The sequence below is a fragment of the Nitrospira sp. genome (assembly GCA_035968315.1).
In the GTDB taxonomy this organism is placed as follows: domain Bacteria; phylum Nitrospirota; class Nitrospiria; order Nitrospirales; family Nitrospiraceae; genus Nitrospira_D.
The window spans coordinates 264,183-280,159 of sequence record JAVYIN010000002.1; the positions used below are offsets into that span (position 1 = coordinate 264,183).

Sequence of the window (15,977 nt, forward strand, 5' to 3'; positions counted from 1 at the left end):
CCGCCAGGCCAAGCGAATCTCGCCATTTGCGCGGGCTGAATTCCGGGCTCCACGTGCCCGCCTTTCGGCAGCCGTCAAGTCTCTTCCTGCGAGCGCCGATGCAGCACGCGATACAGAATCGGCAAGACCACCAGAATCAACACAGCTGAGGTCAGCATGCCGCCCACGACGACACGGGCCAACGGCTGCTGCGACTGCGAGCCGATGCCCGTCGCCACTGCAGCCGGCAAGAGTCCGATGGCGGCGGCCAGCGACGTCATCACCACGGGCCGCATCCGCACTTCGGCGCTCTTCATGATGGCCGACTCCATGTCGTGGCCTTCCCGCACGAGATCTTGAATCCGGCTGATCAAGATCAGCGCGCCCTGCACCGCCACGCCGAACAGCGAAATAAATCCCACTGCGGCGGAGATGCTGAAATGCGTGCCCGTCAGCGCGAGGGCCCAAATCCCGCCCACCAGCGAAAACGGCACGGCGAACAAGACCAAGGCCGCATCGCGCAGCGAGTGCAGCACGAAATAAACGAGCAGAAAGATCAGCACCAGCGTCACCGGCACAATCTTCGCCAGCCGCATTTTCTCTTCCTGCAATTGATCATATTCGCCATGCCATTCCGTGCGGAAGCCTTCCGGCAAGGTCACCTGCTCCGCGATTTTGCGCTGCGCGTCCATCACCGTGCTTTCGAGGTCGCGCCCGCGCACGCTGAACTTGATCGGAATGTAGCGCTCGTTATTCTCCCGGTACACGATGAAGGCGCCCGTCTGCTCCGACACGGTCGCCAGTTGCTTGATCGGAATGCGGGCTCCGTCGGGCGTGCTGATCTGGATGTGGCCGATGGCATCGATGTCCTGCCGGTATTCCGGCAGAAACCGCACGACGAGATCGAACCACTTTTCTCCTTCATACACCTGCGTCACAGCCTGGCCGCCGATCGCCGCCTGAATGACGTCGTTCACATCGCCGACCTGCAAGCCGTAGCGCGCGCATTCTTTCCGATCGACTTCGATGATCAGGTTCGGCTGCCCCATGAGATGGAACACCCCCAGATCCTTGACCCCTGGCACCTGCTTCATCACCTGCTCGATCCGGGCGGCTTCGGCCTCCAATTGACGCAAATCATGCCCGTACAGTTTGATCGCGTTCTCGCCTTTGACGCCCGACATGGCTTCCTGCACATTGTCTTGAATGGCTTGCGAGAAGTTGAAATTCACACCGGGAATCTCCGCCAATTCCTTTTCAATCTCCGCAATCAAATGGTGTTTGGTCGGCACGCTGGCCCGCCATTCCTTGAACGGTTTGAGGGTGACGAGAAACTCGGCATTGAAAAAACTGGTCGGATCGGTGCCGTCGTCGGGGCGGCCCAACTGCGAGGCCACATCGATGACTTCAGGATATTTGCGGAAAATCGTCCGCACGTCCGTCGCCAGCTGCGCGGCCTGTTCGAAGGAGATATCGACCGGCATGGTGGCCCGCATCCAGATATTGCCTTCTTCCAGGGCCGGCATGAACTCACCCCCGATGAACGGCACCATCCCAATGGCCACCGCCAGCGCCGCCACGGCCCCTCCGATCACCAGCCATTCGTGGCCCAGCGCCCACCGCAGCGCGATGAGATAGTGGCGCTTGATCCATCCGACGATGGCCGTGTCCCGCTCTTCCACCTTGTCCGTGATCAGCAAGATGCAGAGCGCCGGGGCCAGGGTGAAGGCCATCATCAACGCCCCGGTCAGCGCCAGCCCATAGGTCAGAGACATGGGCGCGAAGACCTTTCCGGGCACGCCGGTCATGGTGAAGAGCGGCAGGAACGCCACCACGATGATCGTCGTGGCGAAGAAGATCGGCCGACCCACTTCGCGCGCCGCCCGCATCACGTGCATCGGCACGGTGAGCCCCGGCGCCCGCCTATGCGAGATGTGATAGAAAATGCTCTCCACCATGATGAGCGTGGAATCGACGATGATGCCGAAGTCGATGGCCCCCAGCGAAATCAGGTTTGCCGAGTCTCCCCGCAGCACCATAATGCAAAAGGTGAACAGCAATGCGACCGGCACGGTCAGCGCCACGATCACAGCGGTGCGCAGGTGTCCGATGAACACATAGAGAATGACGGAGACCAGCAGCACGCCGGCGATGAGCACGTCGATGACCGTCTCGATCGTCGTATGAATCAGCACGGTGCGGTCGTAGAACGTGGTGAGCGTGACGCCGCTCGGCAACCGGCGCTCATTCAACTCCTGCATCTTCTGGTGCACGCGCTCCAACACCGGGAGCGCTTTTTCACCCCGTTGCAGCAAGACGACCCCCTCCACAACGTCGTCCCGCTCATTGATGCCGACTTTGCCGAGCCGCACCCGGTAGCCCACGCTGGTCTGCCCGAGGTTCCGCACAAAGATCGGCGTCCCGTCTTTCTCCGCCACGACGGTGTCGGCGATGTCGTCGAGGTCGCGCATCAGGCCCATCCCGCGGACATTGAAGCTCTGGGATCCCATGGTGAGGTAATTGCCCCCCACATCGGTGTTGTTCTGCGCGAGGGCCTGCATGATCTGATCTAAGGAGACGTTGAATCCGAGGAGCGCTCCCGGGTCCAGATCGACGTGGTATTCCTTCGTGGTCCCTCCGTAGGTGCTCACATCGATGACGCCCGGCACGCGCTTGAACTCACGGCGGATCTGCCAGTCCTGGATGGTCTTGAGCTCGGTGAGGCTCTTGCCCGGCCCCGTCACTTCATACCGAAAGATCTCGGCAATCGCGGACCAGGGGGAAATCGCCGGCTGGGCATTCTGCGGAAGCGTGAGGCTCTGCAACCGGTTCAACACCTCCTGCCGGTCCCGGAAATAGTCCGTGCCGAAGTCAAAATAGACTTTGATATCGCTGAGGCCGAAGATGGAGAGCGAGCGAATATCGGTCAGCCCCGGCATGCCTTGCAAGGCGATTTCGATCGGCAGCGTGATGGCCCGCTCCATCTGCTCGGCAGACCACCCCGAATATTGGGTAATGACCTCGATCATCGGCGGAGACGGATCGGGATAGGCGACCACGTCCAGCACGTGAAAGGCATAGAGGCCGCCAAACAGCAACACCAAGCCCGCCACGCACACAAACACCCGCTGCGTCAGCGCAAAACCGATAATCTTTTCGATCATGAACCCCTGCCCCTCCCCGTTGAAACTGGAGTAGAGACATCGCGCTCAGGCCCATCGGCCTCCGCTCGAAAGCACGGAGGCTCTGAGGCCGCGCAATGCGATGTCTATGGTTGTGAGGGAAAGAGAGAACTCAGATGCGATACTGTGCGAGCTGTTGAAACAGGGGGCGGCTTTCACGCGCTTCCAGCGGGCCACGTGAATGGGCTCTCACGGTGGAATCGACGGACACATACCCACCCAATGGCGCAGGCAAGAATGCCGCTACAGCCACCGGGCTGAACTCATCGTCAGACTCCTCCAGCTCTGGATCGATAGCCTGGTCCCACGTCACCCAGGGATAGGCGAACTCGTCGCTCAAATCCACGACGTCGAGCAGGGCCATTCCGGTCATGAGCAGCCAGACGGACAGGATCACCACAAGCTGTTTGGGGATGGTACTGCCGATCAACATACGAATCCACCAAGAGGATTCTGACTAGTTATGGAGCCGACGACCCGGATTGAACGGGCGACCTGCTGTTTACGAAACAGCTGCTCTACCAACTGAGCTACGTCGGCATCCTGGCGCTGATGGAGGGGGATCGGACCTGTCCGAGGCCGATCGACATTTCAGGGGGCCATGATAACGGCCCACGGCGCGGCCTGTCAACGCAGGAACGCCACAATGACCATCACCCCCATATTTTTCATGAACCCGGGCCGATTCCCGACGCCGGCGCATTCGGAGACCCGGTGGAACCAGGGCCTTCCTTCTTCACCGGCGTGGGGGGCTTGGGATTGTGGCCTTTGGCCATCGGCTGGATCCGGACCATCGCGCCGACTCCCGGCCCCGGCGCGCACAACGGCTCCTGCCCATTGCCGAATTGCTCGTGTGCCGCGCGGCTGACTTCTCCACGCGCATAGGCACAGAGCTCGCCCGCCACCACCGTGCCGTCCCGGTCGAGATCGGCCAGCCCTTGCAGGCCCTTGAGCAACTGATAGGTAAAGAGTCCGTGCCGCGCCCGCTCATAATCATGGGCCTCTTGGAGTGCGTTGTTCCCGATCATCCACATCATCCTGGCACTCGGATCTGACAGACCGGCAGCCCACACGGGAGCCGCGCTGGCCTTGGGATCGGTGCCAGGCGCCGGCTCCACCGACACATCGAACATGAGAATGGCCCGCTGCAACGCCAGCCGCGCTAAGGATTCCTGAATCCGGCTGACCGCATACAGCCGCCCCACAGATGAAGTGGACCCGTCATACGGCACCAGCGAGACCGCTCCGGTTGCGCCATCCACCAGCGCACGGCCGGCAAAAAACACATAGACGACCGTATTGGCCTCGGCGTGCGCCGGCAGCCACTCCTCGAATGCCTCCGTGAGATCCTGTTTCAACGCCCGGCCATCGCGCAGGACCCGCACCCGATCGTTTCCCACGCCGGTGATGGCCTGCAGATAGGCGGCCATGACATCGGCATCGCGGCCGGCATATTTGAGCGGCGGCACCAGCTCATCCCGGAAATGGCCCACGCCGATCGCCAGCACCAACGCTTTCGGCTGCTTGACGGCCGCCGCCGGTTTCGGCGGCTGCTCCACATCGATGAGGGCTTGCCCCTCGGCCACGCCTCCCGGCTTTACCAGCACGGTAAATTTCTTTGCCGGCGGCACCTGGGCCAGCGGACTGCCGGCGCGCAAACTCAACAACACTTCCCCGCGCAGCGGTTCCGTAACCCCCGCCACCGGTTTCGTGATCGTGGTTCGCTTGATTTCTCCCGGCTGCACCGTGCCCACGGCAATGGCAGGAGGCAGTTGGGCGATCAATTGATCCGTTCCCCCGACCAGCACTTCAACCCCTCTGGCCTCCGAGGGCCCGTCATTCTTAATTTCAATCTCGATGGTCAATGGCTCGTCCGCCTGGAGCAGTTGATCCCGGCTCTCATCCCGCATGATCGCCCGGAAGGTCAATGAGGCTGGCGGGAGATCCATGGAACCGGATGACGTGGACGGACTCGCCTGAGGTGGTACGCTTTGAACAGGAGGTGAACTGAGGTCCGGCCGTTCCTCACGAGACAGGCCGCCTGGCTGGCCCTGCGGCACAGCCGGCGGAGTCGCAGCCGTACTCGTGTCCGGCGAGGCCCCACTCAGCTTGGCCGAGGCCACCTCACGCACTGGCCGAGACTCCGCAAGCGGCTTGATGACCGCCTCCGTCACGAGATTGGCGGCCTCATTGACGATCGCATCCAGCCCGATGACCTCACAAGACGGATCGTGCACCGCCACCGTGCCACGCCCGGTCCGTTCAATGGTTTTCGAGAACAGGGTTTTGCCATCAGCGGCGACATAGGCCAGATCGAGGCCGATGGTCACGGTCGCGGGGTAGACCGCCTCTCCTTTTCGTGGGATCGCGAGCTCGATGCGCTGGCTCACCAGAGCGGCTTCGATCACCCCATCCGCCGGAGAGGAAGCCGCCGGCATCATGCGTTGAAACACACGCCCGAGTTTCTGTTGAACCGCCGAAGCCAGCGGCCTGCCCATGGCGATTGTCCGCGATTCACCGCAGGCGTTCTGATAGGTTCCTCCGGCCTCCATCATGGCGGGATGGAACCGCAGGGCGGGAGTCAAGGAGTAGGGAAGCGTGGCGGACGAACTGCGCCCGCTGGTGAACCAGGCGCATCCGGCCAGTGACAGCACCAACACTCCGGCCAGCAGGCTTCCGAGCCAGCTGCGGAGAGGTCCGAATCGGATCGATTGCTGAAATGATCGTCGCATCATGTCGTTATAACGAACTCCGCCAGGCTTCCACAACCGAACCAGCCGATGGCCCACGCCCCGCTGGTGATCGCCTGAATTGTTTTTCGCCAGCCGGCTGAGCTAAGGTTCTTCCGATGGATGATCGCGCGGTTCCGCCTCATGCTCGCCCGCAAGGGATGCCCTGGTCCGCTCTATTCCGGCTGATCCGCCTGCGGAATCAGACCGGGACCCTGTTGCTGGCGCTGCCCTCACTCTGGTCGCTGGCGCTCGCGGAACGGGGCCTGCCTTCCGGCCGGCTCTTCGCGATCTTTCTCGCCGGCTCGTTTCTCATGCGCAGTGCCGGCGTCATTCTGAACGATCTGGCCGATCGCTCGTTCGATCGCCATGTGACTCGCACCAAGACCAGGCCGCTGGCCTCAGGAGAACTCCGTCCGGCACAAGCCGTGGTCCTGCTGGTGATCCTATTGGTCGCCGCCGGGGGCCTCTTGCTGTTCCTGAACGGCCTGACTCGCTGGCTTGCCCCCATCGCCGTGCTGTTGTCGGCCTTGTACCCATTCTGCAAACGGGTCATTCACATTCCGCAGGCGGTGCTGGGCATCGCCTTCGGGTGGGGCGCCATCATGGCTTGGGCCGCGTCACGCGGGACGCTTGACACGCCTGCGTGGCTTCTCTTTGCGGCGACTATTGCCTGGGCCATTGCCTACGATACGATCTATGCGCTCCAAGACCGTGACGATGACCGCCGGATCGGGGTGAAATCAGCCGCGCTATTCTTTGGATCGTCGACGTGGATGGCGGTTGGCGTGGCCCTGAGCCTCATGCTGATTCTGCTGGGAGTCTCAGGACGACTGACCGATATCGGCGGGATGTATTATCTGGCCCTGTGCGGCGTGGGGCTGTTTTTTGCTTCGCAAGTTCGCACCCTGCGAGGCGTGGTCAGCCCGTCTGACGCCCGTCTGATGTTTCAAGCCCACGTATGGGCCGGCCTGTTCATTCTGGCCGGCCTCATCGCAGGTTTTCTTTTATAACGAACTCAGCTGGCCGGCTTCACTGCGGCCGGGGCTTCTTCGGCTTTAGGTGCGCGCAACGTACCCAGATAGGTCGTCACGGCCTTCGCATCGGCATCGCTCAACCCCAATGCCGGCATGCGCGTCTCCGGTTTCATGGCCTGCGGGTTCTTGAGCCACCGGTAAATCCAGGTGCCGTTCAAACGGAATCCCGCACGATCCAAGGCCGGCCCGACCTTCCCGCCTTCTTCGGCGATGCTATGGCAGCCATTGCAGCCGTACTTGTTCTGATAGAGGCGCTTGCCCAGCTCAACCTGCTGCGCCATCACTTCCGGCGTCATGGTCAAATCCGGGCGGGCCACGTTCTGGCCCTTGCCTGGCCGCATGGAGAAGTTATTGAGGCTCGCTTGCGCGGCATCGAGTTCCTTCTTGGCCGCCGCCATCGCCGCCTGCTCTTTGGCATAGAGGGACTCGTCCACTTCGGCTTCTTTCTTTTCTGCTTCCTCGCTGGCCTTCTTTTCCGCCGCCTCGAAAGTCTGCTTCGCCTGCTCGAATTTCTCCTGCGCCGTCTTCAAGCCTTCGGCCAATTCCTTCTTGCGCTCTTCGACTTTAAACTCCAGCTTCATGCCATGAAGGGTTCTGACATAGCCGACGATCGACCAGATCTCATCCTCGGAGAGGGTGTACTTGAAGGTCGGCATGGTCGGCACGGCAAAGTCGTCGTCGCCGATTTTATCCCCGCCCGGGCTGGTGTCCTTCATATCGCGGGAAATGGTATTGAAAATATCTTCGTCCTTAAAGGTGCCCATTTCCGACTTATTCGAGAGGTCTTTCGGCTTGGGGTCTGGCATCGAGGACCAATTAAAGCCCTCGTTCTGCCGTCCGTTTTCACCGTGGCAATGCATACAGTAGTGGGCGTACAACTCCTGCCCCTTCTTCTGCTGCTCATTGGCACAACCGCCTGCGGTCATCGCCCAGATCCCGATCAGGCCGGCGACCGTCCCGATGACTTGTAGTCTTGCCGCCTTCATGCTGTCTGCCCTTTCTTCAATTTGCGGATCAGGACAAACTGAAACCCTAGGGCCAGCGCCGCTGCGAAGGCCGCATAGTAGTAGGCTGAATAATCCGGCGGAGCTTCGGCGCGGAAATACCACCAGGAAGAGACCGCCTTCTGAGATCCCTTTTCCACGATTTCGCCCGCGCCGTCTTTCCGGCCATCCCAGACCGCAAAGGAAATATTGATAAACCCGCCTGGCGTAATCTGTGTATCTTCCGCAGCATGCTCCGTCGAAAGCGGACGGGAGAACACCACTTTCCACGTTCCATTGGCATAGGCCGCCTTGGCCTTCACATCCTGATGGCTCTGGATTTTCAAGGTCCCGAACCCCTGGGCGTTCATATCCACGCCCTTGTCATCCTTGTTCTTCCAATACCAGATGTTGACCGGCCCCCCTTCGACCTGGGCCATGGGCTGCCCGTGGGCGAAGTGCGCTTTTTTATCTCCCACCATGAACTGCAACGCTGCGGCATCGTCAGGATCCTGGCTCGGGTCGGCATATTCCAAGAGAATGGCCACCTGTGTGCCATCGTGCAACGCCCGGACGGAAAGATCTTTGACCGTCACTTCTTGAATGCGGTTCGGCCAATGCACCTGGGGCGACATCGGGAACGTCGCCGGTTTCGCGCTGCTCCACACGGCCGCATTAGGATCATCGACAGGCAATGCGCCCTTGACCATCGGCGCGCTGACCGACACGCCCTCCTGCGCCATGCTGAGCGTCGCTCCACCGAGGAGCAATGCGGCCGTCACCGCTACGCCCCCTCGCATGACCCACTGCCTCATTCGTTTTGCCGGTTTCATACTGGCCTCGTTTTCAATGTGCGACTAGACGATATGCCACTGCCCAACCGCATTATTCCCACGTCCGCGGCGACTGATGGGCTCCATCGTACTCGCCGAGAATAATCTTCCAGATCCATTCATCCGGCAATTCAAGCTCCCAGCGGGGCATGGCTGATTTCCAGGGCATGCCTTCGATGGGGAGTCCCACGCCACCCTTCTTGATGCGCCAAAAGAGATAGCTCTCCTGCAGCATGGCGATGGTGGTGGGGTCAGAGAAATTCGCCGGTGGCGGATTGAAGCCCCGTGCCGCCGGCCCTTTGCCATCGAACTTTCCACCGTGGCACGGAGAACAAAACGCGGCATAAAACCCTTTGCCCTGCATGATGTTTTCCGGCGTCTTGGAGACGGGATTCGAAAGCCCCGTGTACTCACCCGGAGGAGCCGGATGGATCGTCCGGTTTTCAGCGGGGGGCGCGTCGCTCGTGGCGGTGCTTCCGTAAGCCTGGTAGCCAATGAACAACGGAAATACGATCAATACGGCATAGCGGACCGCTTGCAACCCGCCAATATTTTCACCGGTCATGAAGCGCTGAATCGGATTCCAGAAGGCATCCTTGGATTCACTGCTCAGGGTCGCAAAAATCACGATGCCGGTCGTCGTCAACATCAAATAGAGGAAGATGAGACTGGAGGGCAGCGGCGCCGATCCAGGAATATTCGGCACCACAAACTTGAGGATGACATAGACGATCCCAATCAGGATTGCCGGCTTGAGCAGAGATCCCCCCATATACTCCTCCTCAGTGCGCTTGCGCGACAGTCACGGTTTCAGATTGCGCCGACTTCACGGGAGCCGCCGGGGCCGCCCCTGGCATCTCCAACTCCGACGGATTCACCGAAATGGGCTCGCCGCTCATCTGCTGCAAGAACGCAATCACCGACAAAATCTCGTTCTTTGAGAGGCCGATCGGGTTCTTGTTGATATAGGGCATGCGCGCCGGATATTCCTTGGGCAGGCCCTCGTGGCGATAGTCCAGATAGATGTAGGCCTGAGGCTGGGTCAAACTCTCGAAAATAAAATCCCGGCTCAGCTTGGCGCCGATTCCCTTCAAATCCGGACAGCGCGCGGATTCGCTCGGCCCAATTGAATGACATAAGGCGCACTGGCCCTTGCTGAAGAAAATCTTCTGTCCGATGGAGGCCATATCGGCTGGCGTTTTAATGCTCGCTATGTCGATGCTTTCTTCCGCCGGAGGCAGCGAGGCCATCTGCGGCACCGCCAGCGCGACCAGGGAGAAGAGCCCGAGGACAATCGCCACAAATCCAATCACCCGCAAAAACTTCGATTGGATGAACAGGAGGATAATGATACCCGTCCCGACGACTGATAGTCCGATTAACTGTAATTTTACGACTTCACTCATAGGACTCCTCTGAGCAAGACAATACCGTTAGCTCTGCTTGTCCAATGTCGGTGAACCGCCGGCCATTGCGGGCAATGCCCCATGGCCCATCTCGTCTTTCCCATGACCATCTTTTCCGGCCTTCGCCTTGTCGCCCATCGTCGCCACCCAGAAAATGAACGCCACGATCATGCAGAAGAAGAAGGTGTTGGCTGCCATCAGCGCGGCCGCATAACCCAGCGCGGGAGAGAATGCATACTGGGAGGAATCCCGCATGACGCCGTATACATGCCAGTGCACGCGGGATGAGGAGCGGGCATAGCCCATCAGCGTCATCAGCAGAATCACCATCACCGCATTGAGCACCAGGGAGTAACCGGCGCGCGGCGGCATCTTGCCCCACACCATTTCCGTTGTCGTCTTCGCGCTCTTCAAAATGGCCGAGGTCAACAGGGTAAAGGTCACCAGCACGAAGAGCACGATGCCGACCTGCGACGTGGAGAAGTAATTGATGCGGATAATGGCCGGCACAAAATACCCGTACACACCCAGGGAGATCACCGCCAAGCCAGCGAGGACAAGAAGCGCGTTCATCACGGCCTTGGCCACGCGCGCCCATCCCACCGTCGCCTGCTTGCCGGCTTGCCAGTACATCAGAAAGCTCATGAACGTGACGAGCACCATGAGATTCGACACGGTCATTTTGGCCGACATAACACCGAAGACGCCCAGGAGGGGATGGTGCGTGCCACCCATCTTTTGCGCCTCTTCCAGACTGGCCACAAGCGAATGCGGCGTCATCCAGACTCCGAGACACAAGAGCAGGATCACCAGCATCGTCAAAATCGGCTTCTTATATTGGGCTTCAGACCCCGGAATGCGATGGGTAATGCCCATCCAGAAATAATAGTTCGACCCGAGAAAGAGGACCCCGATGAGCATGGCTTGCAGGATGAAGAGCCAGGAGAGGAAGCCGCCCATCAACGTGATGCCCATCTGCTGGTTATACTGATAAATTTCACGCATCAGCCAATAGCCGGCAAACGGCAACGGCAACAAGCCGAACACGCCGATGAAATTGCCGACATAGCCCATCCAATCATAGTGCTCACGCTCTTCCGGCCCCTTGGCGGACAAATACCGAATTCCCGCGTAGGCCCCGCAGATATAGCCGCCGAGCACGACGTTCGCGATCAACCGGTGAATATTGACCGGCCACCACGTTGGATTCCAGGTTGCCGCCCAGGCTCTCGCCAGATCCGACCCTTCCGCGATGACAACCGGACTCGCCTGGAACGTGGCCCAGGAGTTCGGGATAATCATGATGAAGAAGGCGAATACGTTGAGCATGAACCCCAGGAAAATGTGGAAGACTTTCCCCCGGCCTTCCGACATCGCATCCCATCCATACCAATACATATAGAGGGTGGCCGTTTCGAGCAGGAACAAGGCGCAATAGACCATGAACGACGGAAAGAAAATATCACTGAGGTAGGCCATGAGCTTGGGATAGGCCCCGATCAGGATGAACAAAAGAATTCCACCGAACAGCGCGGTCGTGGAATAGGCGGAACTGAGCAGCTTGGTGAATTCTTTGGCCAGTTTGTCGTAGCGCTTTTCGCCGCTTCGCCATCCAACCACTTCGCAAAGCCAGGCGAAAATCGGCACACCCAGCACGAAGCCCGCGAGCAACAGATGCAATTGCGCAATGACCCACACCAAGTTCCGGCTTCCAACGAGAGGCACGTCCCGATAGGCGACAGCCGCGGTCGCGCCAGAATCCGCCGCCAATCCGATAGCCGGAGCGATCAACGCCCCCGCTGCCACGACCCAGGCCGCCACTGCGGCGGGCGAATTGGCAAGGAGCCGAATAAGCTGTTCAATCATTCCACGCCGTTGCATCATGGATATCACCTCTCCATCGCCCAGTCCTAGGGTGTTGCCGGAGCTTTCACTGGTGCCTTGGCGTCAGCAGGCTTAGCCTTGACGGCTTTCCCTTTATCTTTCTCTTTTTCTTTCGCCGCCTCTTCTTCCGCTTTCATCTTTTCAAGCGACTCGACCTGGGCAGCCAGCACCGTGATGGCTTTTTCGTCTTTATTCAAGGCCTCGACCGGTTTATACGGCGGCTGGGCTTTGACTTCAGGCTTCTTGCAGCACTCATGGGGATGCGGCGTGCTGACCGGCAGCGCCGACCAGAACAGCAGAGACAGCACCACCCCGATCAACGTAATCGCGGTCAGCATCAATCCTTGGTCGGCTGGCACCCGCATCAGGTCCCACCGGGTAATAATGTCCTGATAGCTCTGACCGGTCGGCTGCGCCGATTGCGACGCGCCCTTGATCACCCGGCCGACCAATGCGACCCCGATGAGCAGCATCACCAGCAGCACCCCCAATGACACGCTGCCCCAGAGGGTCAACTCAATGCCGATCTTCTCCGCCACGGGAACGGCTTTCAGCATCTCGGTTTCAAACAGCGCGTGCGATAGCGCGATCGAATTTTCGGTCACAAAACCAACCACAAACCAGAGGATCGGCATGTAGACCGCGCCAACCAGCGCGGTCTTGATCCAGAGCGAGAGCGCCAATCCATCCGGCGGCTCAAGCCGTAACTTTTCAAGGAATACCGTTCGAGACACCACCCCTATCGCCCAGATGTCGATGGGAATGCACAGAAGGAACAAGAGCGCAATTCCGAAACCTTCTCCGAGATGCGGTTCGAATGCCATGCTGAGAATCGGCATCGCGAAAACCGTCACGGGACTGGCGAGATACATGAGGAGGGCCAGGCCAATGCGCCCCTCGAAGTGCATCATGCCCAGAGCCAGAAAGAGCAGGGCAATGGCCAGCTTGATGGGGAAGCCGGTCCAAAACGCGGACCAGAGCACATTCAATCCCAGCTTCAACGGAGTCATCGATTCTCGTTCCGTCATAGTGTAACCACCGGCAAAGCGCAGGCGCTTCGCACGATTAATCCAGGAATTCCCGGTTGATAATGGCTGCAATGGTGAACAGCAGAATCATCGCCATGACCACAATCCAACCGATCAGGGCGATGGGACGCTTGAAAATATTCCGCTCCGGATCGCGATCGATAAATGGCAGCGCGGCCAAGAGCGCCATGAATGCGCCGGGCAATGCCATCGCGCCCACGAACTGGCCGAATTCACCGCCGAACATCTTGAGGCGCAGCAATTGGAATAGGAACAGGAAATACCACTCCGGCTCAGGATGGTAATCACCGGGGTCAGGCGTCGCCTCTTCCAACAGCACGACCGGCTCCCAGAATGCCAAGGCGCAAATCGTGAGAAATACCGTCACCATCCCGACGATGTCTTTCCAAATCTGGCGCGGGAAGAAGTAGTCGGTCTTCGCTTTGATTTCTTCCGGCGTGCCACGGAACGGACCAGCAGGTCCTGCGGCGCGGAACAAGAAGATATGGAGTCCGGCAAGTCCCATCAGGCCGGCAGGAAGAATCATGACGTGGATGACGAAAAACCGACTTAAGGTCATCTGCCCAGGCGTGGCTCCCCCCTTGAGGAACCGGGCCATAAAATCGCCGATGACCGGCGTCTTATCCATGATTTCGACACCGACGGTCGTCGCCCAATAGGCCCGCTGATCCCACGGCAACAAGTAGCCGGTAAATCCAAAACCCATGACCAGGCCGAAGAGCGCCAAACCCACAAGCCAAATCAACTCACGAGGACTCTTATAGGCGCCCCAGAGGAAGACTTGCGACATATGGGCAAACACGCAGACCACCATGGCCGTCGATCCCCAGAAATGGTAACTGAGGAGGAACCAGCCGTAATCGACTTCATGAATGATGTACTGGGTGCTGGCAAAGGCGTGATCGGCGGTCGGCACATAGTAGAACATCAGCAGGATGCCCGTGACGGCCTGCATGATGAAAATAAAGAGCAGAATTGAACCGAACACATAGGCCCAGCGGGAACCGCCGGGAACCGGCTCATTGAGCATCTTCGCCTGGATGGTCTTGAGACCAACCCGCTCATCGACAAACGCGATGACTTTTTCGAGTGCGGTAAGCCCGGTCGCTGAAGGCGGTGTCTGTTCCATCATGCTCAGATGATCCGAATTTGAGTTTTAGTGCCGGCCTTGAATTCCATGTCGATGATCTCCACTTCTCCCGTGGCCGATACTCTGATAGGCAGTGAATCGAGCGACCGCGGAGCAGGCCCATCGAGCACTTTCCCGGATGCGTCGTAAATGCTCAGGTGGCAGGGACAGAGGAACACCTGGCCCAGGACTTTATGCTGACGCCATTTATAGCCGCAGCCCAAGTGCGGACACTTGCCAGAAAATGCCACGAAGGGCACATCTTTCTTATTCGTCCAGACCGCCTTGCCGTAGGCGTCCTTAAACTCCAGGTCCTTGCCCTGGTACACCTTCTCCAACACCGCCGGCGTGGCCTTGAGAATCCACACATTCTTTTCGATTTCAGATTCCGGCATGTAGGCTTCCTTGACCTTGCGCTTATACTTGAACTGGAAGCCGATATCGTCCTGCTTGATCTTGCTGATATTGCCGACCTTCAGCCATCCATTATCGAATGGGGAATACATCGGCTTCATCAGATAGCGCAATACCGGGAACGCGATCGGCAACCCGATCAGGAACCCGATCACGTGCGTGAAATTCATGAAGAAAGTGCGGCGCTTGACGCTCTTTTCAAGCTCCGGGAACGGAACGAGCACTTCTCCGGGCGTGACATGCACCTTCTCTTCGAGATGGGCAATTTCCACTTCATGCGTGGTCACGTACTCATCGCGCTTGAATGGCGGCAGCTCAAGGATATCCCCCGATGCGGCACGCAGCTCGACAAGACCCTCGGCGACCGACTGCACGAAAGTCATGGCCACCTGCCGCTCACCGCTGCCGTTCATCGAGACCACGATATGGCTGATCTCGTGCGAGAGCGGATCGACGATGACTCGCGTCACTTCTCCGATTTCACGGTCCGTTGCACGGACCTTGGATTTAAGTTTCGGCTGCATCATTACTTCATCTTGATGGGTTTCGGAGTGTTCACAGACGTGTTCTTGAATGTCGAGAGCCACGCCGCCAGCGCCTGCACATCCTTCGGCTCCATGAGATCCTTGTACTTGTCGGGCATCTTGCCCTTCTCGTACTCGGCATCGAAGCCTTCAGCCTTGTAGGCCTTGGGATCGAGAATCTTTCTGGCAATTTCATCCTGGGGAAGCAGCGTCCCGATATTATCCAGCTCGGGGCCGCGCTTCTTTCCGCCCTCACCCTTCAGCTTGTGGCAGTTATAGCACTCCTGGAGCTGCCACTGCTCCTCGCCCAGCTTTAACACATCGCCACCGGCCGCGCCGGTCGTGGCCACAGCTGCACCTGCTCCGCCGGCTTCCTGGCCCGCCGGTGCTTGAGCCGCGCCCAAAGCCTTGATGCGCTCGGTCAACTCTTTCGCCTTCTGATCGAGATCCTTCGCACGGGCAATTACTTCTTCAGCCTTCCAGGGATCCAAGAGATTCGGTTTCCCCTTCAGAAGCTTGACGATCTTCCCCTTTTCGTCCTCCGGATCATATTGCGGCCAGAGCGAGGCGCCGGAAATGAACACGGTGCAGAGCACGGCGTAAAACGCCAGCAAGGACACCAGCGCCTTGCCTCCGCTCATGACCTTCATCGTCGGGGCATCCAAGATCAAGAACACGATGGTGCCCAGCATGGCATACCCAAAGAAAAGCCATCGGAAGACAGGCGGAAAGTCGAACGCCATCGTGGCCATATAGAGGCCGGCGCCGATCACGAGTCCGACGATAATCTTGATGATTGCCTTGCCCATAATGCTCCTCGTTCTAGAT

The 15,977-nt window shown here is 59.2% G+C and carries 13 protein-coding genes and 1 tRNA gene; 1 reads left to right on the forward strand and 13 read right to left on the reverse strand.

Annotation, left to right across the window (positions count from 1 at the left end):
• Positions 1 to 74 precede the first annotated feature (74 nt).
• The 4 genes from RI101_01585 to RI101_01600 all read right to left on the reverse strand — a co-directional run bounded on the left by RI101_01585 (position 75) and on the right by RI101_01600 (position 5,896).
• Positions 75 to 3,143 carry a CusA/CzcA family heavy metal efflux RND transporter gene (locus RI101_01585; GenBank protein ID MEC4888726.1) on the reverse strand — a complete coding sequence of 1,023 codons (3,069 nt, stop codon included), beginning with the start codon at positions 3,141 to 3,143 and terminating at the stop codon, positions 75 to 77.
• 130 nt (positions 3,144 to 3,273) lie between these two features.
• A complete protein-coding gene (locus RI101_01590; GenBank protein ID MEC4888727.1) occupies positions 3,274 to 3,594 on the reverse strand; it encodes a hypothetical protein in 321 nt (106 codons plus the stop codon).
• Between the two features lie 31 nt (positions 3,595 to 3,625).
• Positions 3,626 to 3,701, reverse strand: a tRNA-Thr gene (locus RI101_01595).
• Positions 3,702 to 3,829: 128 nt separating this feature from the next.
• Positions 3,830 to 5,896 (reverse strand): hypothetical protein, encoded by a 2,067-nt coding sequence (locus RI101_01600; GenBank protein MEC4888728.1) that lies wholly within the window; start codon positions 5,894 to 5,896, stop codon positions 3,830 to 3,832.
• A 113-nt stretch (positions 5,897 to 6,009) separates the two neighbouring features.
• On the opposite strand from RI101_01600, the gene ubiA reads away from it, so the two are divergent.
• Positions 6,010 to 6,903: a 4-hydroxybenzoate octaprenyltransferase gene (gene ubiA, locus RI101_01605; GenBank protein MEC4888729.1), complete on the forward strand. Its 894-nt coding sequence runs from the start codon at positions 6,010 to 6,012 to the stop codon at positions 6,901 to 6,903.
• A 5-nt stretch (positions 6,904 to 6,908) separates the two neighbouring features.
• On the opposite strand, the gene RI101_01610 is transcribed toward ubiA, so the two are convergent.
• From RI101_01610 to RI101_01650, 9 genes are read right to left on the reverse strand one after another with little or no spacing between them, the layout of a single operon-like run.
• Positions 6,909 to 7,913, reverse strand: coding sequence for a c-type cytochrome (locus RI101_01610; GenBank protein ID MEC4888730.1), 1,005 nt, complete (start codon positions 7,911 to 7,913; stop codon positions 6,909 to 6,911).
• Positions 7,910 to 8,743, reverse strand: a complete 834-nt coding sequence (locus RI101_01615) for an ethylbenzene dehydrogenase-related protein (protein MEC4888731.1) — start codon at positions 8,741 to 8,743, stop codon at positions 7,910 to 7,912. The genes RI101_01610 and RI101_01615 overlap by 4 nt, the downstream gene beginning before the upstream one ends.
• Before the next feature lie 52 nt (positions 8,744 to 8,795).
• Positions 8,796 to 9,515 carry a cytochrome c gene (locus RI101_01620; GenBank protein ID MEC4888732.1) on the reverse strand — a complete coding sequence of 240 codons (720 nt, stop codon included), beginning with the start codon at positions 9,513 to 9,515 and terminating at the stop codon, positions 8,796 to 8,798.
• A 10-nt stretch (positions 9,516 to 9,525) separates the two neighbouring features.
• The gene (locus RI101_01625; GenBank protein ID MEC4888733.1) at positions 9,526 to 10,149 is read right to left on the reverse strand and encodes a cytochrome c; all 624 of its coding nucleotides are present in this window, start codon (positions 10,147 to 10,149) and stop codon (positions 9,526 to 9,528) included.
• Positions 10,150 to 10,176: 27 nt separating this feature from the next.
• Positions 10,177 to 12,033 (reverse strand): cytochrome ubiquinol oxidase subunit I, encoded by a 1,857-nt coding sequence (locus RI101_01630; GenBank protein MEC4888734.1) that lies wholly within the window; start codon positions 12,031 to 12,033, stop codon positions 10,177 to 10,179.
• Positions 12,034 to 12,059: 26 nt separating this feature from the next.
• On the reverse strand, positions 12,060 to 13,043 hold the full coding sequence (locus RI101_01635; protein MEC4888735.1) for a hypothetical protein: 984 nt from the start codon (positions 13,041 to 13,043) through the stop codon (positions 12,060 to 12,062).
• 55 nt (positions 13,044 to 13,098) lie between these two features.
• Positions 13,099 to 14,214 (reverse strand): cytochrome bc complex cytochrome b subunit, encoded by a 1,116-nt coding sequence (locus RI101_01640; protein MEC4888736.1) that lies wholly within the window; start codon positions 14,212 to 14,214, stop codon positions 13,099 to 13,101.
• 2 nt (positions 14,215 to 14,216) lie between these two features.
• A complete protein-coding gene (locus RI101_01645; GenBank protein ID MEC4888737.1) occupies positions 14,217 to 15,152 on the reverse strand; it encodes a ubiquinol-cytochrome c reductase iron-sulfur subunit in 936 nt (311 codons plus the stop codon).
• A complete protein-coding gene (locus RI101_01650; GenBank protein MEC4888738.1) occupies positions 15,152 to 15,958 on the reverse strand; it encodes a cytochrome c in 807 nt (268 codons plus the stop codon). Before RI101_01650 ends, RI101_01645 begins: the two co-directional genes overlap by 1 nt.
• Positions 15,959 to 15,977 lie beyond the last annotated feature (19 nt).